This window comes from Streptomyces sp. DG2A-72 (genome assembly GCF_030499575.1).
In the GTDB taxonomy this organism is placed as follows: domain Bacteria; phylum Actinomycetota; class Actinomycetes; order Streptomycetales; family Streptomycetaceae; genus Streptomyces.
In genome coordinates this window covers 1-15,540 of sequence record NZ_JASTLC010000002.1, presented here as the reverse complement: position 1 = coordinate 15,540, position 15,540 = coordinate 1, and the positions used below count along the sequence as shown (strand labels likewise).

Annotated in this window: 15 protein-coding genes; 14 read left to right on the top strand and 1 reads right to left on the bottom strand. The window is 67.9% G+C overall.

Features of this window, described 5'->3' with window-relative positions; translation table 11 throughout:
- Positions 1-36: 36 nt before the first annotated feature.
- Entirely contained in the window at positions 37-2,316 is a 2,280-nt protein-coding gene (locus QQY66_RS48955; protein ID WP_301987812.1) for a type IV secretory system conjugative DNA transfer family protein, read from the top strand.
- Positions 2,309-2,698, top strand: coding sequence for a hypothetical protein (locus QQY66_RS48950; RefSeq protein WP_301987811.1), 390 nt, complete (start codon positions 2,309-2,311; stop codon positions 2,696-2,698). The genes QQY66_RS48955 and QQY66_RS48950 overlap by 8 nt, the downstream gene beginning before the upstream one ends.
- A gap of 33 nt (positions 2,699-2,731) precedes the next feature.
- Here QQY66_RS48950 and QQY66_RS48945 read toward each other — a convergent pair whose 3' ends face one another.
- Positions 2,732-3,163 carry a helix-turn-helix transcriptional regulator gene (locus QQY66_RS48945; protein WP_301987810.1) on the bottom strand — a complete coding sequence of 144 codons (432 nt, stop codon included), beginning with the start codon at positions 3,161-3,163 and terminating at the stop codon, positions 2,732-2,734.
- 394 nt (positions 3,164-3,557) lie between these two features.
- Between QQY66_RS48945 and QQY66_RS48940 the strand changes: the two genes are divergently transcribed.
- The 12 genes from QQY66_RS48940 to QQY66_RS48885 all read left to right on the top strand — a co-directional run bounded on the left by QQY66_RS48940 (position 3,558) and on the right by QQY66_RS48885 (position 15,403).
- Complete coding sequence (locus QQY66_RS48940) at positions 3,558-4,481, top strand: conjugal transfer protein (RefSeq protein ID WP_301987809.1); 924 nt, start codon at positions 3,558-3,560, stop codon at positions 4,479-4,481.
- Between the two features lie 83 nt (positions 4,482-4,564).
- The gene (locus QQY66_RS48935) at positions 4,565-4,927 is read left to right on the top strand and encodes a hypothetical protein (protein WP_301987808.1); all 363 of its coding nucleotides are present in this window, start codon (positions 4,565-4,567) and stop codon (positions 4,925-4,927) included.
- Positions 4,927-5,487 carry a hypothetical protein gene (locus QQY66_RS48930; protein WP_301987807.1) on the top strand — a complete coding sequence of 187 codons (561 nt, stop codon included), beginning with the start codon at positions 4,927-4,929 and terminating at the stop codon, positions 5,485-5,487. The genes QQY66_RS48935 and QQY66_RS48930 overlap by 1 nt, the downstream gene beginning before the upstream one ends.
- The gene (locus tag QQY66_RS48925) at positions 5,484-8,027 is read left to right on the top strand and encodes an ATP-binding protein (RefSeq protein ID WP_301987806.1); all 2,544 of its coding nucleotides are present in this window, start codon (positions 5,484-5,486) and stop codon (positions 8,025-8,027) included. The genes QQY66_RS48930 and QQY66_RS48925 overlap by 4 nt, the downstream gene beginning before the upstream one ends.
- Positions 8,024-8,644: a hypothetical protein gene (locus tag QQY66_RS48920; RefSeq protein ID WP_301987805.1), complete on the top strand. Its 621-nt coding sequence runs from the start codon at positions 8,024-8,026 to the stop codon at positions 8,642-8,644. The genes QQY66_RS48925 and QQY66_RS48920 overlap by 4 nt, the downstream gene beginning before the upstream one ends.
- Before the next feature lie 2 nt (positions 8,645-8,646).
- Entirely contained in the window at positions 8,647-10,662 is a 2,016-nt protein-coding gene (locus QQY66_RS48915) for a hypothetical protein (RefSeq protein WP_301987804.1), read from the top strand.
- Between the two features lie 3 nt (positions 10,663-10,665).
- The gene (locus QQY66_RS48910; RefSeq protein WP_301987803.1) at positions 10,666-11,448 is read left to right on the top strand and encodes a hypothetical protein; all 783 of its coding nucleotides are present in this window, start codon (positions 10,666-10,668) and stop codon (positions 11,446-11,448) included.
- 35 nt (positions 11,449-11,483) lie between these two features.
- The gene (locus tag QQY66_RS48905) at positions 11,484-12,656 is read left to right on the top strand and encodes a peptidase M23 (RefSeq protein WP_301987802.1); all 1,173 of its coding nucleotides are present in this window, start codon (positions 11,484-11,486) and stop codon (positions 12,654-12,656) included.
- 18 nt (positions 12,657-12,674) lie between these two features.
- Positions 12,675-13,628, top strand: a complete 954-nt coding sequence (locus QQY66_RS48900) for a hypothetical protein (protein WP_301987801.1) — start codon at positions 12,675-12,677, stop codon at positions 13,626-13,628.
- Positions 13,629-13,775: 147 nt separating this feature from the next.
- Entirely contained in the window at positions 13,776-14,372 is a 597-nt protein-coding gene (locus QQY66_RS48895) for a hypothetical protein (RefSeq protein WP_301987800.1), read from the top strand.
- Between the two features lie 161 nt (positions 14,373-14,533).
- Complete coding sequence (locus QQY66_RS48890) at positions 14,534-15,088, top strand: hypothetical protein (protein WP_301987799.1); 555 nt, start codon at positions 14,534-14,536, stop codon at positions 15,086-15,088.
- 21 nt (positions 15,089-15,109) lie between these two features.
- A complete protein-coding gene (locus QQY66_RS48885; RefSeq protein ID WP_301987798.1) occupies positions 15,110-15,403 on the top strand; it encodes a hypothetical protein in 294 nt (97 codons plus the stop codon).
- The last annotated feature ends 137 nt before the right edge of the window (positions 15,404-15,540 follow it).

Here is a 15,540-nt window from a genome sequence, read left to right as displayed (position 1 = left end):
CACCCCTCGGCGGCGTGCGGACAGAAAGGGGGAACAGTGGAAGCCCTTCCGGACCTCCCGGACCTTGTGGACGGTCTCCCGGGCGGCGGATTCAGCCTCGGCGGCCTCGCCCTCGGCGCCCTGGTCGTGGTCGCGGTCCTGGCCAACCAGGGCACGCCCGCGGACCGTAAGGAGTTCAACCGCAGCATTGAACGGTTCTTCGGCTCACTGGCCGCGGGCATCGGCCGGTACGTCGGCGGGCGCGAGCTCGTCGCCGTACCGCGCAGCGAGGCCACGTGGTGGCATGCCGGCGCCCCGCTGCCCGACGACCAGGCCACCGAGACGCCCGTCGACCAGCTCGGCAAAGACGACCGCCTCAACAGCTTCGGTGTCTCCCTCGACAAGCCCGACCGGCCCCGCAGTGCCGCCCGCGCCGTACTCGCCCCCGTCCGGGCCCTGTTCGGCGCCGTGGCGGGTTTGTGGCGCGTCCTGCACCTCTGGCACCGATGGCCGTACGCCGCGCGCGCAGCGGTCCGCCTGGCGCCCCTGCCGATCGCGTGGGGCCTTTGGCGCTACCCCGACGAGACCCAACTCGCCCTTATCGCAGTCGCCGTGACGGCGTATCTGGCAGCGTTCACCGGACCCTCGGGGCTCGGGTTGTGGCGCGTACAACCGGTGTGGACAGATAGACAAATCTACGGCCCCGGCGTGTGGGCGGCCGTCCGGCAAGTCCTCCGAATGGAGGACAGGGAACGCCGGTCGAGATGGCTCTCGATCCCTGACGACATGACCGCCGACGGCGCCGAAATCGTCCTCCGCCTCCCCGTGAGTTGGGTGGGCGGACCCGAAGGTGTTTCCGCAATTGAGCGGGTTATCGAGCAGCGCGTACCCGGTGAATGGGTGCCGGAGTGGAACCGGACCGGCAAAGAGCATTACGTCCGGTGGACACCCAAGCCCAAGCCCGTGCCTAAGCCCGTTCTCCCCGATTACGTCCCGTGGAAGTCGACGGGTGACCCCCGCCGTGTGTTCATCGGCCTTGCTATCGACGGTGACAGAATCGTTGATGTAGAAGTGCACACGAAAACCGCCACACCGCATTGGGGTGTGGCTGGTGCAACCGGCTCCGGTAAGTCGACCGTCCTCTATATTCCGGTCGTCCACGGGCGGCAACACGGCGAGCTTATCGACATCCTCGACACCAAGAGGAACTCTCTCGCCGAGGCGGAAGGGTTCTCGGGCGTACGGATTCATAAGACGGTGCGCGAATGCGTCGCAGCATTCGCCGAGTTCCTCACTTCCATGATGGCCGCCGAGGCAGCCACGGAAAGGGGAGCCGATCCGGCCCTTCGCACCCAACTCATCCCGCGCACCCTTGTTGTTGACGAGCTCCCCACATTGATCAAGCTCGCATATACGTGGTGGCGTTACGGCCTCAAGGGAAAGGGAACCCCTCCCTTCCTCGACTGGCTCTCTATCACCCTTCTGCAAGGACGCTCCTCCGATCACCGTGTCGTGGTCGGTTCACAGCAATTCGCCAACACGTTTTTCGGTGGCACGATGGAGCGCGCGCAGATCGGAACAAAAATGACAGTCGGGCAGCAGGACCGCATTTCGTGGGGTGTTGCTTTCGGGCAGAGCACGCCCGTTATCCCGTACGACACCAGCATTCCGGGACGCGGCGCCTACACGGATCAGAGGAAAGACCCCGATGCCGATCACGTTTACGTTCGCGAGATTCAACCCTCGTACATCACGCCGCAGGTTCGGGAACTTCTTTCTCAATGCGCACCCGCCCCGGAGTGGTTCGATGCGGGGCAACTGGCGCCGTGGATCACGCCCGAGATTCTCGACGAGGTGAACGCCACCGCGGCCACGGGCGCGTTCCTGCCCGGCGGCAAGTACGGCCCGGCCAGCCTGCCCGCTGTCGTGCTCACGGGAGCACTGGGGATCACGGGGAGTACGCCCAGCTCACAGCGCACGACAGCGGCCCTCGCGACAGCCGACGCGACAGGCGGCACGACAGGCGCCGGCGCCGGGCTGGAGCTCGCCAAGGCCGAGGACCAGGAGGAGGAGCTCCCCGAGACGTACAGCCTCGCCGACGCGTTCCAACTCGGCATTCTCCCGTGGAAGGCATCGACCACTCGAACCTATTTCAAGCGCGGCGAAGCGCGCGGAATCAAGGCGCCCGAGGGCGTGAGCGACGGCCAGACCTCCTATTACAGCGAGGAGGAACTCAAGTCGTGGCATGCGGAATGGGTGGCATGGCAGGAGAAGAACAACACCACCCCTCGCAAGAATGCAGGGGACAAGGAAGACGAGGGGGCGCCGAGTGCCTGAAAAGGCCGCAGGGCAAGAGATCGCACGCGACTATCTGACGCGAGGAGGGAACGACCTCGAAAGCGAGAGTCGGGCGTTCCTCTCCATTGATCTGGTTCACGGACGTATTCGCGCGTACTCCGGCGACGAGTACGCCGAGACCGCGCCCGCTCTCGTCGGCTCGGGCTGGCACATGAGATGGCCTATCCCGCCTATCGACAACGACCGGGCAAACCAACTCCTGAACGATGTTGCCGATTCAGCGGCAAACCTCTTCGGGAAGTCGGCCGTACGCGAGGAACCTCTCGGCGTCATTCTGTACGGAGGCGCCGGAACATCCGTCGACATCATCAACCGGCGATGCGCCGATCTCTGGCAAGAGCATTACGAGGGGCTGAAGTAGGAACGTCTGGAAAGACAGCGGCGGGGGTACAGATCACGAACCCGTACCCCCGCCGCCGTTGTTGCTCGCATCCCTCACCGGTAACCCCCGGATTATTTCCGGCGCGACGTCGTACCGCTCACTCAGGATAGGAACCCATCTTTCCGGTACATCCTGGCGTCCAGTCTCGACGTCGCAATACGTCGAAGCACACACTTTCAATAGGCGCGCGACGTCCCTTTGCAGCAGACCCGCCGACGTGCGCAGACAACGAAGAATCGACGAATGGCCGGACTCGATAAGGTACCCAACCGGAACCCCGAAAACACGGGCAAGGCGTTGCAGCCGGTTCGGTCGAGGGGGACGGCCGGTCGTCTCCCAAGTGGAAACGGCACTGCGAGAACAACCCACCTGTACGGCCAATTCACCTTGTGTCCAGCCGCGTGAAAGTCGCAGCTTTCGCAGACGTCCCCGGCGTATGCGCACCCCTCTGTGTCCCCCGTTCGTTGTCGGCTCGGGGCGGCACTCTAGCGGCCCTTGATCACCGCCGCTGGGCACGTGTCACAGGTTGGGCACAGCGTGCGCGGCTTGGTTACGAACTTCTTTGACGCTTTGATCACTCCCGGCATAGGGTCGATCACCCGTGCGGGGAAAGTTGGTTGAATCTGGGGGAGGTTGCGCGGTGCCGTCGTTTGGAAGGGTCCTGCGGAAGATTGCGGGTCTGCCGGAACCAGCGAAGACCGGCGATCCCGCGAAGGCGGGTGTCCCTCAGCAGAGCGAACCGGCCACCGGGCCCGCGAACCCGTGGGAGTCCGCAGGCAACCGACTGCGCCAACAACAGGCAGGCGCGACCGTGACCGCTCCGCCCTCACCCCCTCCCGTGCGCGCTGCGAAGCCGGTCACGCCCTGGGTGCCACAAGAGGAGAAGTCCGGCGCCGCGTTCGTCCGACGCTTCGGCCGCGGTCTGCTGTGGTTCGTCGTCGTGCTCGCGGCCATCACCGGAGTGCGGCAATGGTTCTTCCCTGCGAAGACGACGGCGCCCACCCCCAAGACGACCACGACCCAAGCCGCGGCCTACCCGGACGAGGAAGCGCAAGCCGTGGCCGCCCGGTTCGCCCGCGCGTACCTCACGTTCGACGAGGACCAGCCGGACGAGCGGGCGCAGCTCCTCGCCTCCGTCCTGCCGGCGGACTCCGACACCACCATGGGGTGGGACGGCCACGGCAACCAGGACGTGCTAGCCGTCCAGCCGGGGACCGTGACCCACGGCAAACAGGAACAGGCCCGCGTACGGGTCGACGTGCTGATCCGTCCCGAGACGGTCACCACCACCAAGGGGAAGAAGACCACCACCGAGGAGGCCGCCCGATGGGTCGGCCTCGACGTGCCCGTTGTCGAGACCTCCGGCCGGGTCATCGTCACCGGGACCCCCGGCCTCGTCGGCATCCCGGCGCGCGGCCCCAAGGCCCCCGACCTGTCGACCGCGCACGCCGACACGGAGTTGAGCACACAGACGCAAAGCGTCGTTGAGAAGTTCTTCGGGGCCTACGCCTCAGGCGACACGGACACCGTCACCGCCCCCGGCGCAAGCGTCCCGGCCCTGCCCGCCGGCATCACGTACAAGGATCTGTCGTCCTGGTCGGTCGACGACGGCAGCGGCAGCGACCGCACGGGGACCGCGGTCGTCTCCTGGACCCTCGGCGGAGCCACCGTCGAGCAGACCTACCGCGTCACCCTCACGCGCGTGTCGTCCAGCGACGCCGCGCGGTGGCAAGTCGCCGACGTCCACGGGGGCTCGCTGTGACCGTATGTCCCCAGCTCATAAAACATGAGCCGCCGTCATGCGCCCAGGTCAGCGCACCACTTCACCAAGGGGGAACCGAACCCGTGTTGCCATACCTCCGCCGCGCGGCCCCGGCCGCGCTGTCCGCAGTCAAAGCGCGACTCGCCCTGTGGGCCACGACCGCCACCAGTCCGCACGCCTACCGGGCCGACGCCACAACCGGCGTCGTCCTCGCCGCAGGGCTCACCACCGGCGGCGAGTTGAAGGACTGGGTTCTCCTCGTCGCCGGGAACATCCTGACGGCGATCATCGCCGTCCGCGGCGTGGGCCACTTCATGAAAAAGGAATGGGGCGAGATGGTCACCATGGGCGTGGCGGCCGTCTTCGTCGGCGCGTACGTCTGGGCCCCCGACACCGTCCAAGACGTCTTGACGGGCATCTGGGGGAAGGTCTCGGGGTCCGCCTGATGCGAGTGGGCAACACGTACACCCAACATTTCGCGCTGGAGACGAAGCAACACGAGATTCTCGGTATCGACCTGGGGGAAGGGGCGCCGCGCCGCCCGCTCGTGATGGGCCTGGTCCTCAATGGCGTGTGGTGGGCGGTCATGCTGTTGGTCTTCGGCGCCCCGAGCAAGCCCTCGTTTACGGCCTACTTCCTGCCGCCGCTGATCGTCACCGTCTACGGCGCGCAGCGAGCATCCATCGACCGGCGATGGAAGATCACTCAATGGGCGATCGGCATCCGCTATCTCGTCCTCGGCCACCGGCCGATCGTCAGCGGCGGCCGACGCGCCGCCACCCGAAGCGAGTGGATGAACCGCCGTGCCCGGTGGGGGACCCGCCTCGAATTCCTCGTCGACTCGCCCCTCGGCGGGCCCATCGAGCGGTGGCTCGGTGACGAGGAGTCCATCCCACAGGGTGCCGGCGCGCCGATCCGGCTCGCCGCCCGTCCCCGCCTGTTCGGGCCCGATGCCGTGGTCAAGGCGTACGGACGCAAGGCAATGAAACAAAGGGGGAAGTCGTGAAGGTGCTTCGCAGGCTCGGGAGTTTCGTCGGCGTGGGGAGCGACCGCTCGGCCGCCGCCCCCCAGTACGTCGCCCTGAGTGATGGACTCGTGGTCACCGACGACCACACCGAGGCGTGGTTCGTCCTCGCCTCGTCCAACACCGACTTGATGAGCGAGACTGCCCGCGACGCCGAGCTCGACCAGGCCGATTCAGCGCTCGCGCGGATTCTGGTCGGCTACGAGTGCCACTTGCGGGTTCTGTGGTCCCCGCTGCACGCCGAGGACTACGCGGCCGAGGCTGAAGAGCTCTTCAACTCGGGGGCCTGGGACGAGTGGGCAAGCCTGCGCATCCGCCGTCTCGAACAGATCAGCCTGCCGACCCGTCACCTTCTGCTCGGTGTCCGTCTGACCGACCGGGCCGGGCAGGCTGCCAAGCTCAGCCGCAAGGGCATTCAGGAAGGGCTCGGCCTCTCCTCGAACGTCACCTCGCGCGAGCTCGCCCGCCTCGATGCGCAGATGCGCCGCCTTCACCGCCGCCTTGAGTCCTCCCCGTGGAAGGCGCAGCCCGCGAGCGTGGAAATGCTCGCGTGGATGATCTCCCGCGAGCAGCACCGCGCCGCGCCGCTCCCGGCCGCGAATGCCGGAGTCATCAGCGGCGCCAAGGTGGCCGCCCTGACCCGTGGCAGGCTCCTGCCGTATCCGGACCACCTTCGGGTGGTCGACGCCCACGGCGATGTGGCGGCCTGGGTGTCGGTGCTCGCCATGCCCGGCTTCCCCGAGCACCTCGAATCCCCCGGCAACGGCGAGTGGTTGAGAGTCCTCTCCGAAATCAACTATGTGCCAGACATAGACGACGAGGAGGAGCTCGACGAAGCGGCCGACCTCATCCTTCCCGTCAGTCCCGAGGCGAGCGTGAGATTCCGCGTGCAGCCCAAGCGGGAGGCACGGAAGAAGGTCGACGATGTGAGGCGCTCGGCCAAGGAACAGCGACACAGCGCCGCGAATGCCAGCGCCGAAGACCCCGGCGAGGACATCGAGGAGACCGAGGGCGCCATGTCCCGGCTCAAGCGGGATCTGACCCGCGAGGACATCACGCTTGTAGAAGATCACCCGCGGCTGATCGTCACGTCCGAGACCTCCCTCGACGACCTCCGGGCCCGGGTCGACGCCGTGGTCACCCACTTCGGTGGGATGGGGATCGAGGTCGTTGTCGCCGAGGACGAACAGCGTGAGATGTGGTTGGAGTGCCAGCCCGGCGACCAACTCCGCGTGCCCGACCTCGGCCACGTCCGCGACGTCACCGCCTTGTCCGGCTCCTGGTGGTGGGGCGGCGCCAAGGTCGGCGCCGACGAGGGCCCCATCGTTGGCTACCTCACAGGCAGCACCCCCGGTGTCTTCCGGCTGGACATCACCGCCGGCAGTGACCGCGGCGACGCGACGACAACAGCGATCGTCGGGCGAAGTGGCCGCGGCAAGACCACGGCGGCCATGCTCGCCATGCTCGACGCGGCACACCGCGGCGCGTTCGTCTTGGGGTTGGACTTCAAGGGGGACTTGGGCGGCGTCGTCTCGGCCGCGCGCCGCTACGGCCTCAATGCCCACTTGGTGGAGACCGGGCAGCGATTCGCCGGCACCGCGGACCTGTTCACCCTCCTGGCCGAGGAGGGTGTCGACGTCGCCCGCGGTGAAGTGCCCACACAGCTCAGCATGGCCACGCCCGAGTGGCTGCGGGAGCGGGGCGCCGAGATCCCGATCACGCGCGCGGTGAACGCGGTCATCAACGAGGGCCAGCCCGCCACGTGGAAGGTGATTGAGCACCTGCGGCGGATGGATGACGACCTCGGCCGCGAGACCGGCGAGGCCCTCTACGAGTTGGCGCAGAACACTTTGGGCGCCCCGTTCATGGGCCGCCCGACCACCAGCGCCCCGCCGATCACACCCGAGCCGGGGATCTGGGTCGTGCAGATGCCGGGCCTCTCCCTGCCGGGGCCCGGCTCGTCCCGCAAGGAGTGGAACCCCGCCGAGCGGCTGAGCGTCGCCCTCATGCACTCGATGCTCGCCTTCGGCATCACCACCGCGGGCCGCAGGGACCTGCGCGGCCTGCGCAAGGTCGTGACCGTGCCGGAGGTCCACGTCCTGACCCAAACCGAGCAGGGCGCGAAGTTCCTCGACTACATCGCCCGTGTGGGTAGGGCCCTGCACACCGCGCTCTTGCTCGACACGCAGGACCCGGAGAGCCTCGTTCGTCTCGTCGGCGTCCTCGAACAGCTCAGCACGGTTGCGGGATTCCAGTTGACCACCCCGGAGCAACAAGACGCGTTGGCGCAGCTCCTCGGCCTACCCAAGGACGCACACACGAGGGCGCTCATCCACTCGGTGGGCCTGTTGCCGGACGGCGAGATCAGGCACGGGCACTGCGTCATCCGGGACCACCGCTTCCGGTGCGCCACCGTGCAGTGGGACGTGCCCTCTCTCGAACTCCTCGACCTCCTCGACACCAGCCCGAAGGCGACGCAGCTCCCCGGCAACGGCCCCGTCATGGAAAAGGTGGACGTATGAACCGCAAGACGGCGACGGCCGCGGGCATCCTCGCCGCCGGCATCCTGACCGTGGCCGGGTGCTCGTCCTCGTCGGACGACGGCGACACCAAGGGCAGCAGCGGGCAGAAGGACCCGACGGACGCCGTCCTCAAGGCGGCCAGCGCCTACCAGAAGGCCGCCAACGCCCTTGACTGGACTGCCGCTTGCCGCCTGAGCACCAAGGCCATGCGGGACGGCACGGTCGAGGAGTGCGCCGCGCGCAACACCCCGGACTCGACACCGACGGCCGCCGACTCGTCGAGCCCCTCGCCGTCGTACTCGCCGCCGACGTACGCCGACGGCTCCACGCCGAACACGATCGCGTCCAGCACGCCCAGCGGGCCCGACCGCGCCGACACCGGCCCCGTCAAGGTCTCGGACCTCGTCGAGGTCCCGGCCAGCGGCGCCCACCCGTCCGGGTACGGCGTCCTCGTCTCCTACACCGTCACGTGGCCCGGCAAGGAGTCGACCACGACCCGCCGCGCGCTGCGCCTGGTCGACGAGGGCGGGGCGTGGCTCGTCGACCAGCACGAAGACATTCAAGAGGGCGACGAAGGGCACGGCTCGCCGGTCCGCACTGCCCTTTCCGGGGGGTAAAAGTGCTCGTCTATCAGGTTCCGCGCCTGCGGAACGTGGTCATTCCGATTCTGTTCGCGCTCACCACCTTGATGGTGTGCGCTGGACACGCAAGCGCCGCAGACATTGACCCCGTCGGAATCGGCGACCTCATGCCGTCACCCGACAGCAGCATTCCCAAGGGGCAAGGGACCCTTTACGAGACCTACCAAAACCCGAACCTGTGGATGCTCGACTCAGATTTCGGTAAGTGGGACGTCCTCGATCCGATGGCCGAATTCGTCGCTGACATCACCATGGCGTTCATTGCCGTGATCGGTCAGGCGTGCGTCGTCATCGTCACGTGGGTTTTCCAACTGACCCGTATCCCTCCGCTCGAAAACGCCATGGCCGACAGCATCGGCGGAGCCGCGAAGGGACTCACGGAGACCCTCCTTCCGAGCGCCCTTGCAGTGGGCGGCCTCGTCGCGTTCGTCCAGCACAAGCGCGGTGGCGGCGGCGGAGCCATGTCGCAAATCGCCTGGGTGGGCATCTCCGGCGTGGTGGCGGTCTCCCTGCTGACCAGCCCCTCGACTTGGATTTCCGGTGTCGACTCGGTGCGCCAAGTCGGAGCATCCGTCACCCTGAATGCCGCATCGAAGGGAATCGGTGATGGCTCGGGAGATTTCCCGTTCAAGCTCGACCACGAGCCGAAATTCAGCGGCAACGGCCGAGACGATATGCTCCGCAAATCGTCTGACGCCGTGTGGCGTGCTTACGTGTCAACTCCCTGGTGTGTCGCGGAATTCGGAAGTTTCGAGGTCTGTGAGAAGTACGGAAAAGATCTCCTCGACCAGGGAGCGGACAAGGACAAGCGGAAAAAGTGGCTGCAAGAGAACGTCACAGACGAGGCGGTCGGAAGCGGTAGCGTGACCTGGCGTCAGGGACACAGCCCCGTCGGGCGAATCATGGTCACCGTCCCGTCGCTGATCTCCATCATTCTGTTCGCCGGTCTCGTCCTGGTCCTCGCCTTCACCAGCCTGGCGAGCCTCCTCGGCGCCTTGATGCTCCTGTTGACCGGCGTCATTTTTGCGTGCCTCTGGGTGATCCCCGGCCGCCCGCGACAGTGGGGCCTGGCCTGGTTCGATCAAGTCCTCGCGCGTTGCCTTGAGTCGACCATCGCGACCATGGTCCTCGGCGCGGTCCTGACGGTGCAGGTCGCCGCCATGCAGATGTTCCAGCAGTACGGTTGGCTGCCCTCCTCCGGCCTGTCGATTGCCGCGGCCGTCGTCGGCTTCAACTTCCGGGGAGTGATTGCGCAGATCTTCGGCGTCCGCGGCACCACCAACGGCATGGTTGCCGGCGCGATGCTGACCAGGCTCCTCAGCCGTGGCGGAGGCGGCGGCCGGGGCCGAGGAGGCTCCGGTATTCCTCGCCCGCCGATCTCCCTTCCCCGCCGCCGCCGTACTCCTGGCGGAGGAGGGGGAGGAGGGGGAGGCAACAACGGCCCCGCGCTTCCCGGTGGTGGCGGCGGAGGCGACGACATCGACGCCACTCTCACCCGCGTACCGCCACAGCGGCCCCCTGCGCCGCGCCCCCTCCCGGCCCCGGCCGGTGGCGGCGCCGGTCCCGCCCTGCCGCCCGGCGACCCGCGGCGGGCGATCCCCGGCGGCCGTACGAGCAGCGGCCCCACGGTCACCCTCGACCGTGAGCCGCGCCCGGACGTACAAGGCAAGGCCCGCGCCACGCTGCCCCCGCAGCCACAGGGTCCGAGGGCCCTGCCGGCGGGAAGTAGCACCACGACCGGCCGTCCCGCCACTCCGACCATGCGGCCGGAGAACGGCACGACGCCCAACTACGCGTTCCGGCAGGCCCCGCCACCGGCCGCGCCCGGCGAGCCGAAGCTCATTCAGGCGACGGTGATCCGCTCGACCCCCAACGGGCCGCCCAAGCGCCCGGCCCGCAGCGGGCAGCAGCCGCCGCCGCGCGCCGCAGCCCCCGCCCGTCGCGAGCTCCCGCCCGCCCCCAGGAACACGACCAACACCAACAAGAAGGGGTGAGCCATGGCCAAGAAGGACGAGCGCACCCCGCAGGACTATCGGGAGATCCTCGCCAGCTTCCAGTACCCGGACGAGGTCAAGCGCACGAAGGGGCGCCGCAACCGGCGGGCGGCCAAGCGCGAGCACCGCGAGGAGGTCCGACGCAACTCGAAGGAATGGGTCCGCGACGTACGCCGCCGCGAGCCCATCCGCCCGGCCGCGGCCCTGATCGTCGTTGTGGCGGTCCTGGCCGCGGGTGCCGGCGCCCGCTTCCTGTGGCCCGGCCTCCTCGGTGCCAGTGACCACCAGACCCCCAGCACGGCGGCCACCGCGACGCCGACCCCCGGCGCCCAGGACGGCGCGCCCGCCTCCTCTCCGAGCGCGAGCTCGGCGACGCCGAGCTCGTCCCCGTCCGCGGCCGTCGACCTCAGCGACCCGGACCACGTCGCGGTCGAGGCCCTGCGCCTCTACCTGACCCGCAACCCCCCGCAGGACGGCGACCATTCGGCCTCCGTCCTGCGGGCCGCCGCCTACATGACGCCCGCTCTCGTCGAGAACCTGGCCAGCCAGGATGACCCGTCGTGGGAGAAGCTCGTCAGCCGCGGCGGGGTGGCCACCGTGAGCACAGTCAAGGCCGGGCCGGCAGACAGCAAACTCCCGGTCGACACCCCCGTCCGGGTGTGGCGGAAGGTGACGGCGAAGGTCGACGTCGAGGGATACACCGACTACAGCGAAAACACCGTCGTACAGGCCGAGTTGACCAACAGCGGCAACGGGTGGCACGTGTCCCGAATCGTGGGCCTGTAGTGGAAGGACGCGACGCAGCCCGCGCCCTGTCGACCATGACGAAGGGCACGGTCAAGCTCAAGGCGTACGCCATCGGCGCCGTCGTCTTCGTGCTCTTCCTCTGCATCCTCGGCTTCATGGCCGGTGCCGGCGGAGGGCAGGCGTTCGCCAACTCGTGCGGCGACCGCGGAGAACCGAGCGTCGACTACGGCGACGACGACGGCGACCAAGCCCAGAACAACACGTCGGGCGACGTCCGGAAGAACCAGATAGCCAACGCCAAGATCATTGACACCGTTGCCGCAGACGGCGGCCTGTCCGGACGCGCAACCCTTATCGCCCTCATGACCGCGCTTCAGGAGTCCAGCCTCCTCAATCTGGATCATGGCCACCTCGATAGCGTCGGGCTCTTCCAGCAACGCCCCTCGCAAGGGTGGGGAACCGTGACGCAGCTCATGAACCCCGAGTACGCCACCCGGATGTTTCTGTTCGGCGCCGACCCGAAGTCCACGGTCGGCATCCATGGCCTGACCGACGTCAAGGGCTGGGAAACCATGCCGCTCTGGAAGGCCGCCGCGTCCGTCCAGCACCCGGCCGAGGAGTACGAGCAGCTCTACGCGGGGCAGGAGAGCGCCGCCCGCGACATAGCCAAAGACGCCGGGATCGACCTCGAACGCGCAACGACGAGCGACAGCTCGACCGGCGGGGACCAGGCCGACGACACCAGCACGGACCAGAGCGACGACGGCGAGTGCTACCCCGAGGACAACGGCGGCGGCAGTGGCAAGACCGGTGACCCGTTCCACGACGGCGCCGCCGACTGGCCGGCAGCGGTCAAGAACCCGCGCTCGACGGCCGACGCCATCGCGTGGGCCAAGAACGAAGCCGCGAACGGAACCGGCGATTGGTACCGCGCTTGCCTGGCCTTTGTCGCCCGCGCCTACGGCTGGAATTTCTCCGGAGTCAATTACGCAATAGACCACTACAAGGAAATGCCAGCGAGTATGAAACACGACGGCGACCGGATGCCTCCGCCCGGCGCCCTCATGTATTGGGACACCGGAAAACGAGCGGGGCACGTCGCTATCTATATCGGTGATGGGAAAATCGCGAGCAATGATGTACTTCGCCCTGGTTATATCGACATCGTTCCGGCGACGTACATTGAGAAGCACTGGCAGGCAACCTATCTCGGATGGGCGCCGCCGTATTTCCCAAAGGGTGGATAGAGCGGAGAGACAGCACCAATGACCAGCATCGACCCCGAGACCGTCCCCGCTACGCCCGTCTACACCATCACCCTCAACGCGAACGGCGCCGCCGCCGTCAACGGCCAGGAGGTCACAGGCCCCGGCCTCGACCCCGACGAGGCCCGCCTCCTGGCCCTCGGTGAGGTCCGCGTCAAGGCCGCGCTACACGGCCGCCCCGTGCGCGTCCTCGCCAAGGACGCCGACGGCACCGCGTGGCCCCTGATCGTGGCCACCGACGGCACCGTGACCACCCTCGACCGCCCGCACCCCGTACCGCCGCCCCCGGCGCCCCAGCCCGCCCCGCCGCCGCCCAGCAGCGGCCGGCACCCGTACTCGGACGCCGACGAGTTCACCGTCGCCATGCGCCGCGAGACGCCCCCGGCCTTCATGGGCCACGGGCACCAGACGACGGCCGGACAGACGCCGGCGCCGCGGGCCGCCGAGACCAACGCATGGGGCCACCCCGTCCCCGAGGAGTGGAACAGCCCGCTCCCCGAGGAGTACCGCGCCCCGTGGGAGCAGCTCGCCACGCACCAGCGCGCCGGAGCCCTCGCCGAGGCCATCGTCACGGCCTACCAGCTCGAAACGGACCTCACCAAGCAGTTCGGCCCGCTGCACCCGCACACGGTCAACGTGCTGACCGTGCGGGCATGGCTGACTCTCGCCAGCACCGCACACACCCACGAATGGGCCGAGACGACCGAGCTCCTCGTCGAGACCGCGCAGCGTCAGCGCGACGCCATGGCGCCCCAGGAGGAGAGCGCGCGCGTCCTCCGCAACGCACACGGGGCGTGGCGGTTGCTGCGGGACCAGGACGCCGAGTCGGCCCGCGAAATCGCCGAGCCGCTCTTGAACCTTCTGGTGGCGTTCCCGAGCCCGTCGCACGCCGAGGCGAACGCGCGGCGCGCCCGCGACATAATCCACTGGATCGAAAGCGGCGCAGCGGCATAACGGCGTAGCCACCCCACAAAGGGCCCCTCTCCCATCCGGGAGAGGGGCCCTTTGCATTCCCGCCCCCCGGGCGCAGCACGGAGCAGCAAAGGCGCAGCGAGCCGCTTAACGCCCTCACGGGCCCTTATTTCCGGGGCGTGGCCCAGGGTGCCACACGGCACGCCGCGCACCGCCCTGCGGGGCCTGGCGGCCCCTCCGGGCGAATCGGCGGGCGCCTTCGGCGCGTTCACCGCCGATTCGGTCCGCTTCGCGGACCGCCCTTTGCCGGGCGCCCTTCGGGCGCGTTCACCGGCAAAGGGTTTTCGGCCCTGCGCCTTCGGCGCGCACCGGGCCGAAAAGCACGCGGCGCGCCGCGCGGCCTCCTGGGTCACGCCCCGGAAGCACAACGCGAAAGGCGCTATTTCCGTGACCCCAATTACCTGCCCGCAGTGCGGCGGCCTATCGGCCTACGGTATTCGGCCCGACGGCCTGTTCGGCTGCCCCGAATGCGGAAACCTCCTCGACAGCCGCGATATCGACCTCGACGGATTCGAGGTCTGGGCGGTCGACGAGACCGGCACCCTCGGCAAGGTGCACGACCCGACCGAGGCGCGCGAGCGACTGCACGAGTACCTCGCCGAATACCTCGACGAACCCCTCGACTCCCATTTCGAGGCAAGCCTCCTCAACTCCTTTGAATGGGCCGCCGCCGACATCCTCGACGCCATGGACGCCGGGCTCAAAATCTCGGAGCCGACGCAATGAGGCCCAAGGAAACCGTCACCTGTAACTACTGCAACGAATGGGTTGACTCCGTCCACGACGACGGAATTTGCACGGACTGTCACGTGCATTCCCTCGGCGACATGGACCCCGCCGAATGCGGGTGCTCCGACTGTGAAGAGAACGAACGAGAGGCACAGGAAATGCAGGACACTACCCGCTTCCAGCTCGGCGACGCCGACCAGGAATGCCGATACCCCGTCAACGTCGACGGAAAGAACGTCGGACTCATCTACCGGTGGCACGGCGCTTGGTACGCCGTCCCCGCTGGACAGTCCGACGAATTCCGAGTCGGCGCCGGAAGCACCGGCAGTGAAGCCGCCGCGCGCTACCTCACCGAGGAATTCGACGCGGGCCGCATCACCCCGCAGAAGAACACCGAGACCGGCACCGCCGCCCCCCGCGAACTCGTCGGCCCCGTCCCCCTGCTGCACCCCCGAATGCCCGCCACGCCCCGCAACACCAAGGCGGCACACGCGGCCATGGCCGGACTGACCGAGCACCTGTGGACGCCGCTCCACGGCTACCCCGGGGCGGATAACCCGTGGGCCCTCAAGTGCGGACTGTGCGGCTGGCAGGGCCCCCGCTACTGGTCCCACCTCCGGGGCCGCAACGGGAATCCGCCCTCGACTTTCCGGCACCCCGAATGCCTCGACGCCGAAAAGGTCCGCGCCCGAATTACCGCCTACCAGAAGTAACCAGAGGAAGGAGCAAGGGAAATGACGGACCTTTACACGGACGGACCGGCCGAGGCGAACAAGACTCGCGCCTTTTGGGCCCTGGCTGCCCTTGAGGCATTCGGCCTGAAGACCGGTCAGAACTACAGCGACGGAACCCTCGGCATGGGCGAGGACGCCCTCGGCGAAATCGCCGGGGACCTCCTCGCGAACGTGTTCCACCTCGCCCGCTTCAACTCCGTTGACCCGGACAGCATCGTGCGATCGGGATATCTCCACTTCGAGGCGGAAGTCGAGGAGGAGAGCGAGGAAGAGGCCGAGAAGGTCGACGGCTGAGAGACGCGCCAGGTGCTGCGAGGAGGTTCACTGGGTAGTAAGTTAACCTTAGCAATACGTAACTGAACGAAGTAGCAGGCACAACAACGTATTGCTAAGGTTAACTTACTACCCAGTGAACCTCCTCGCAGCACCTG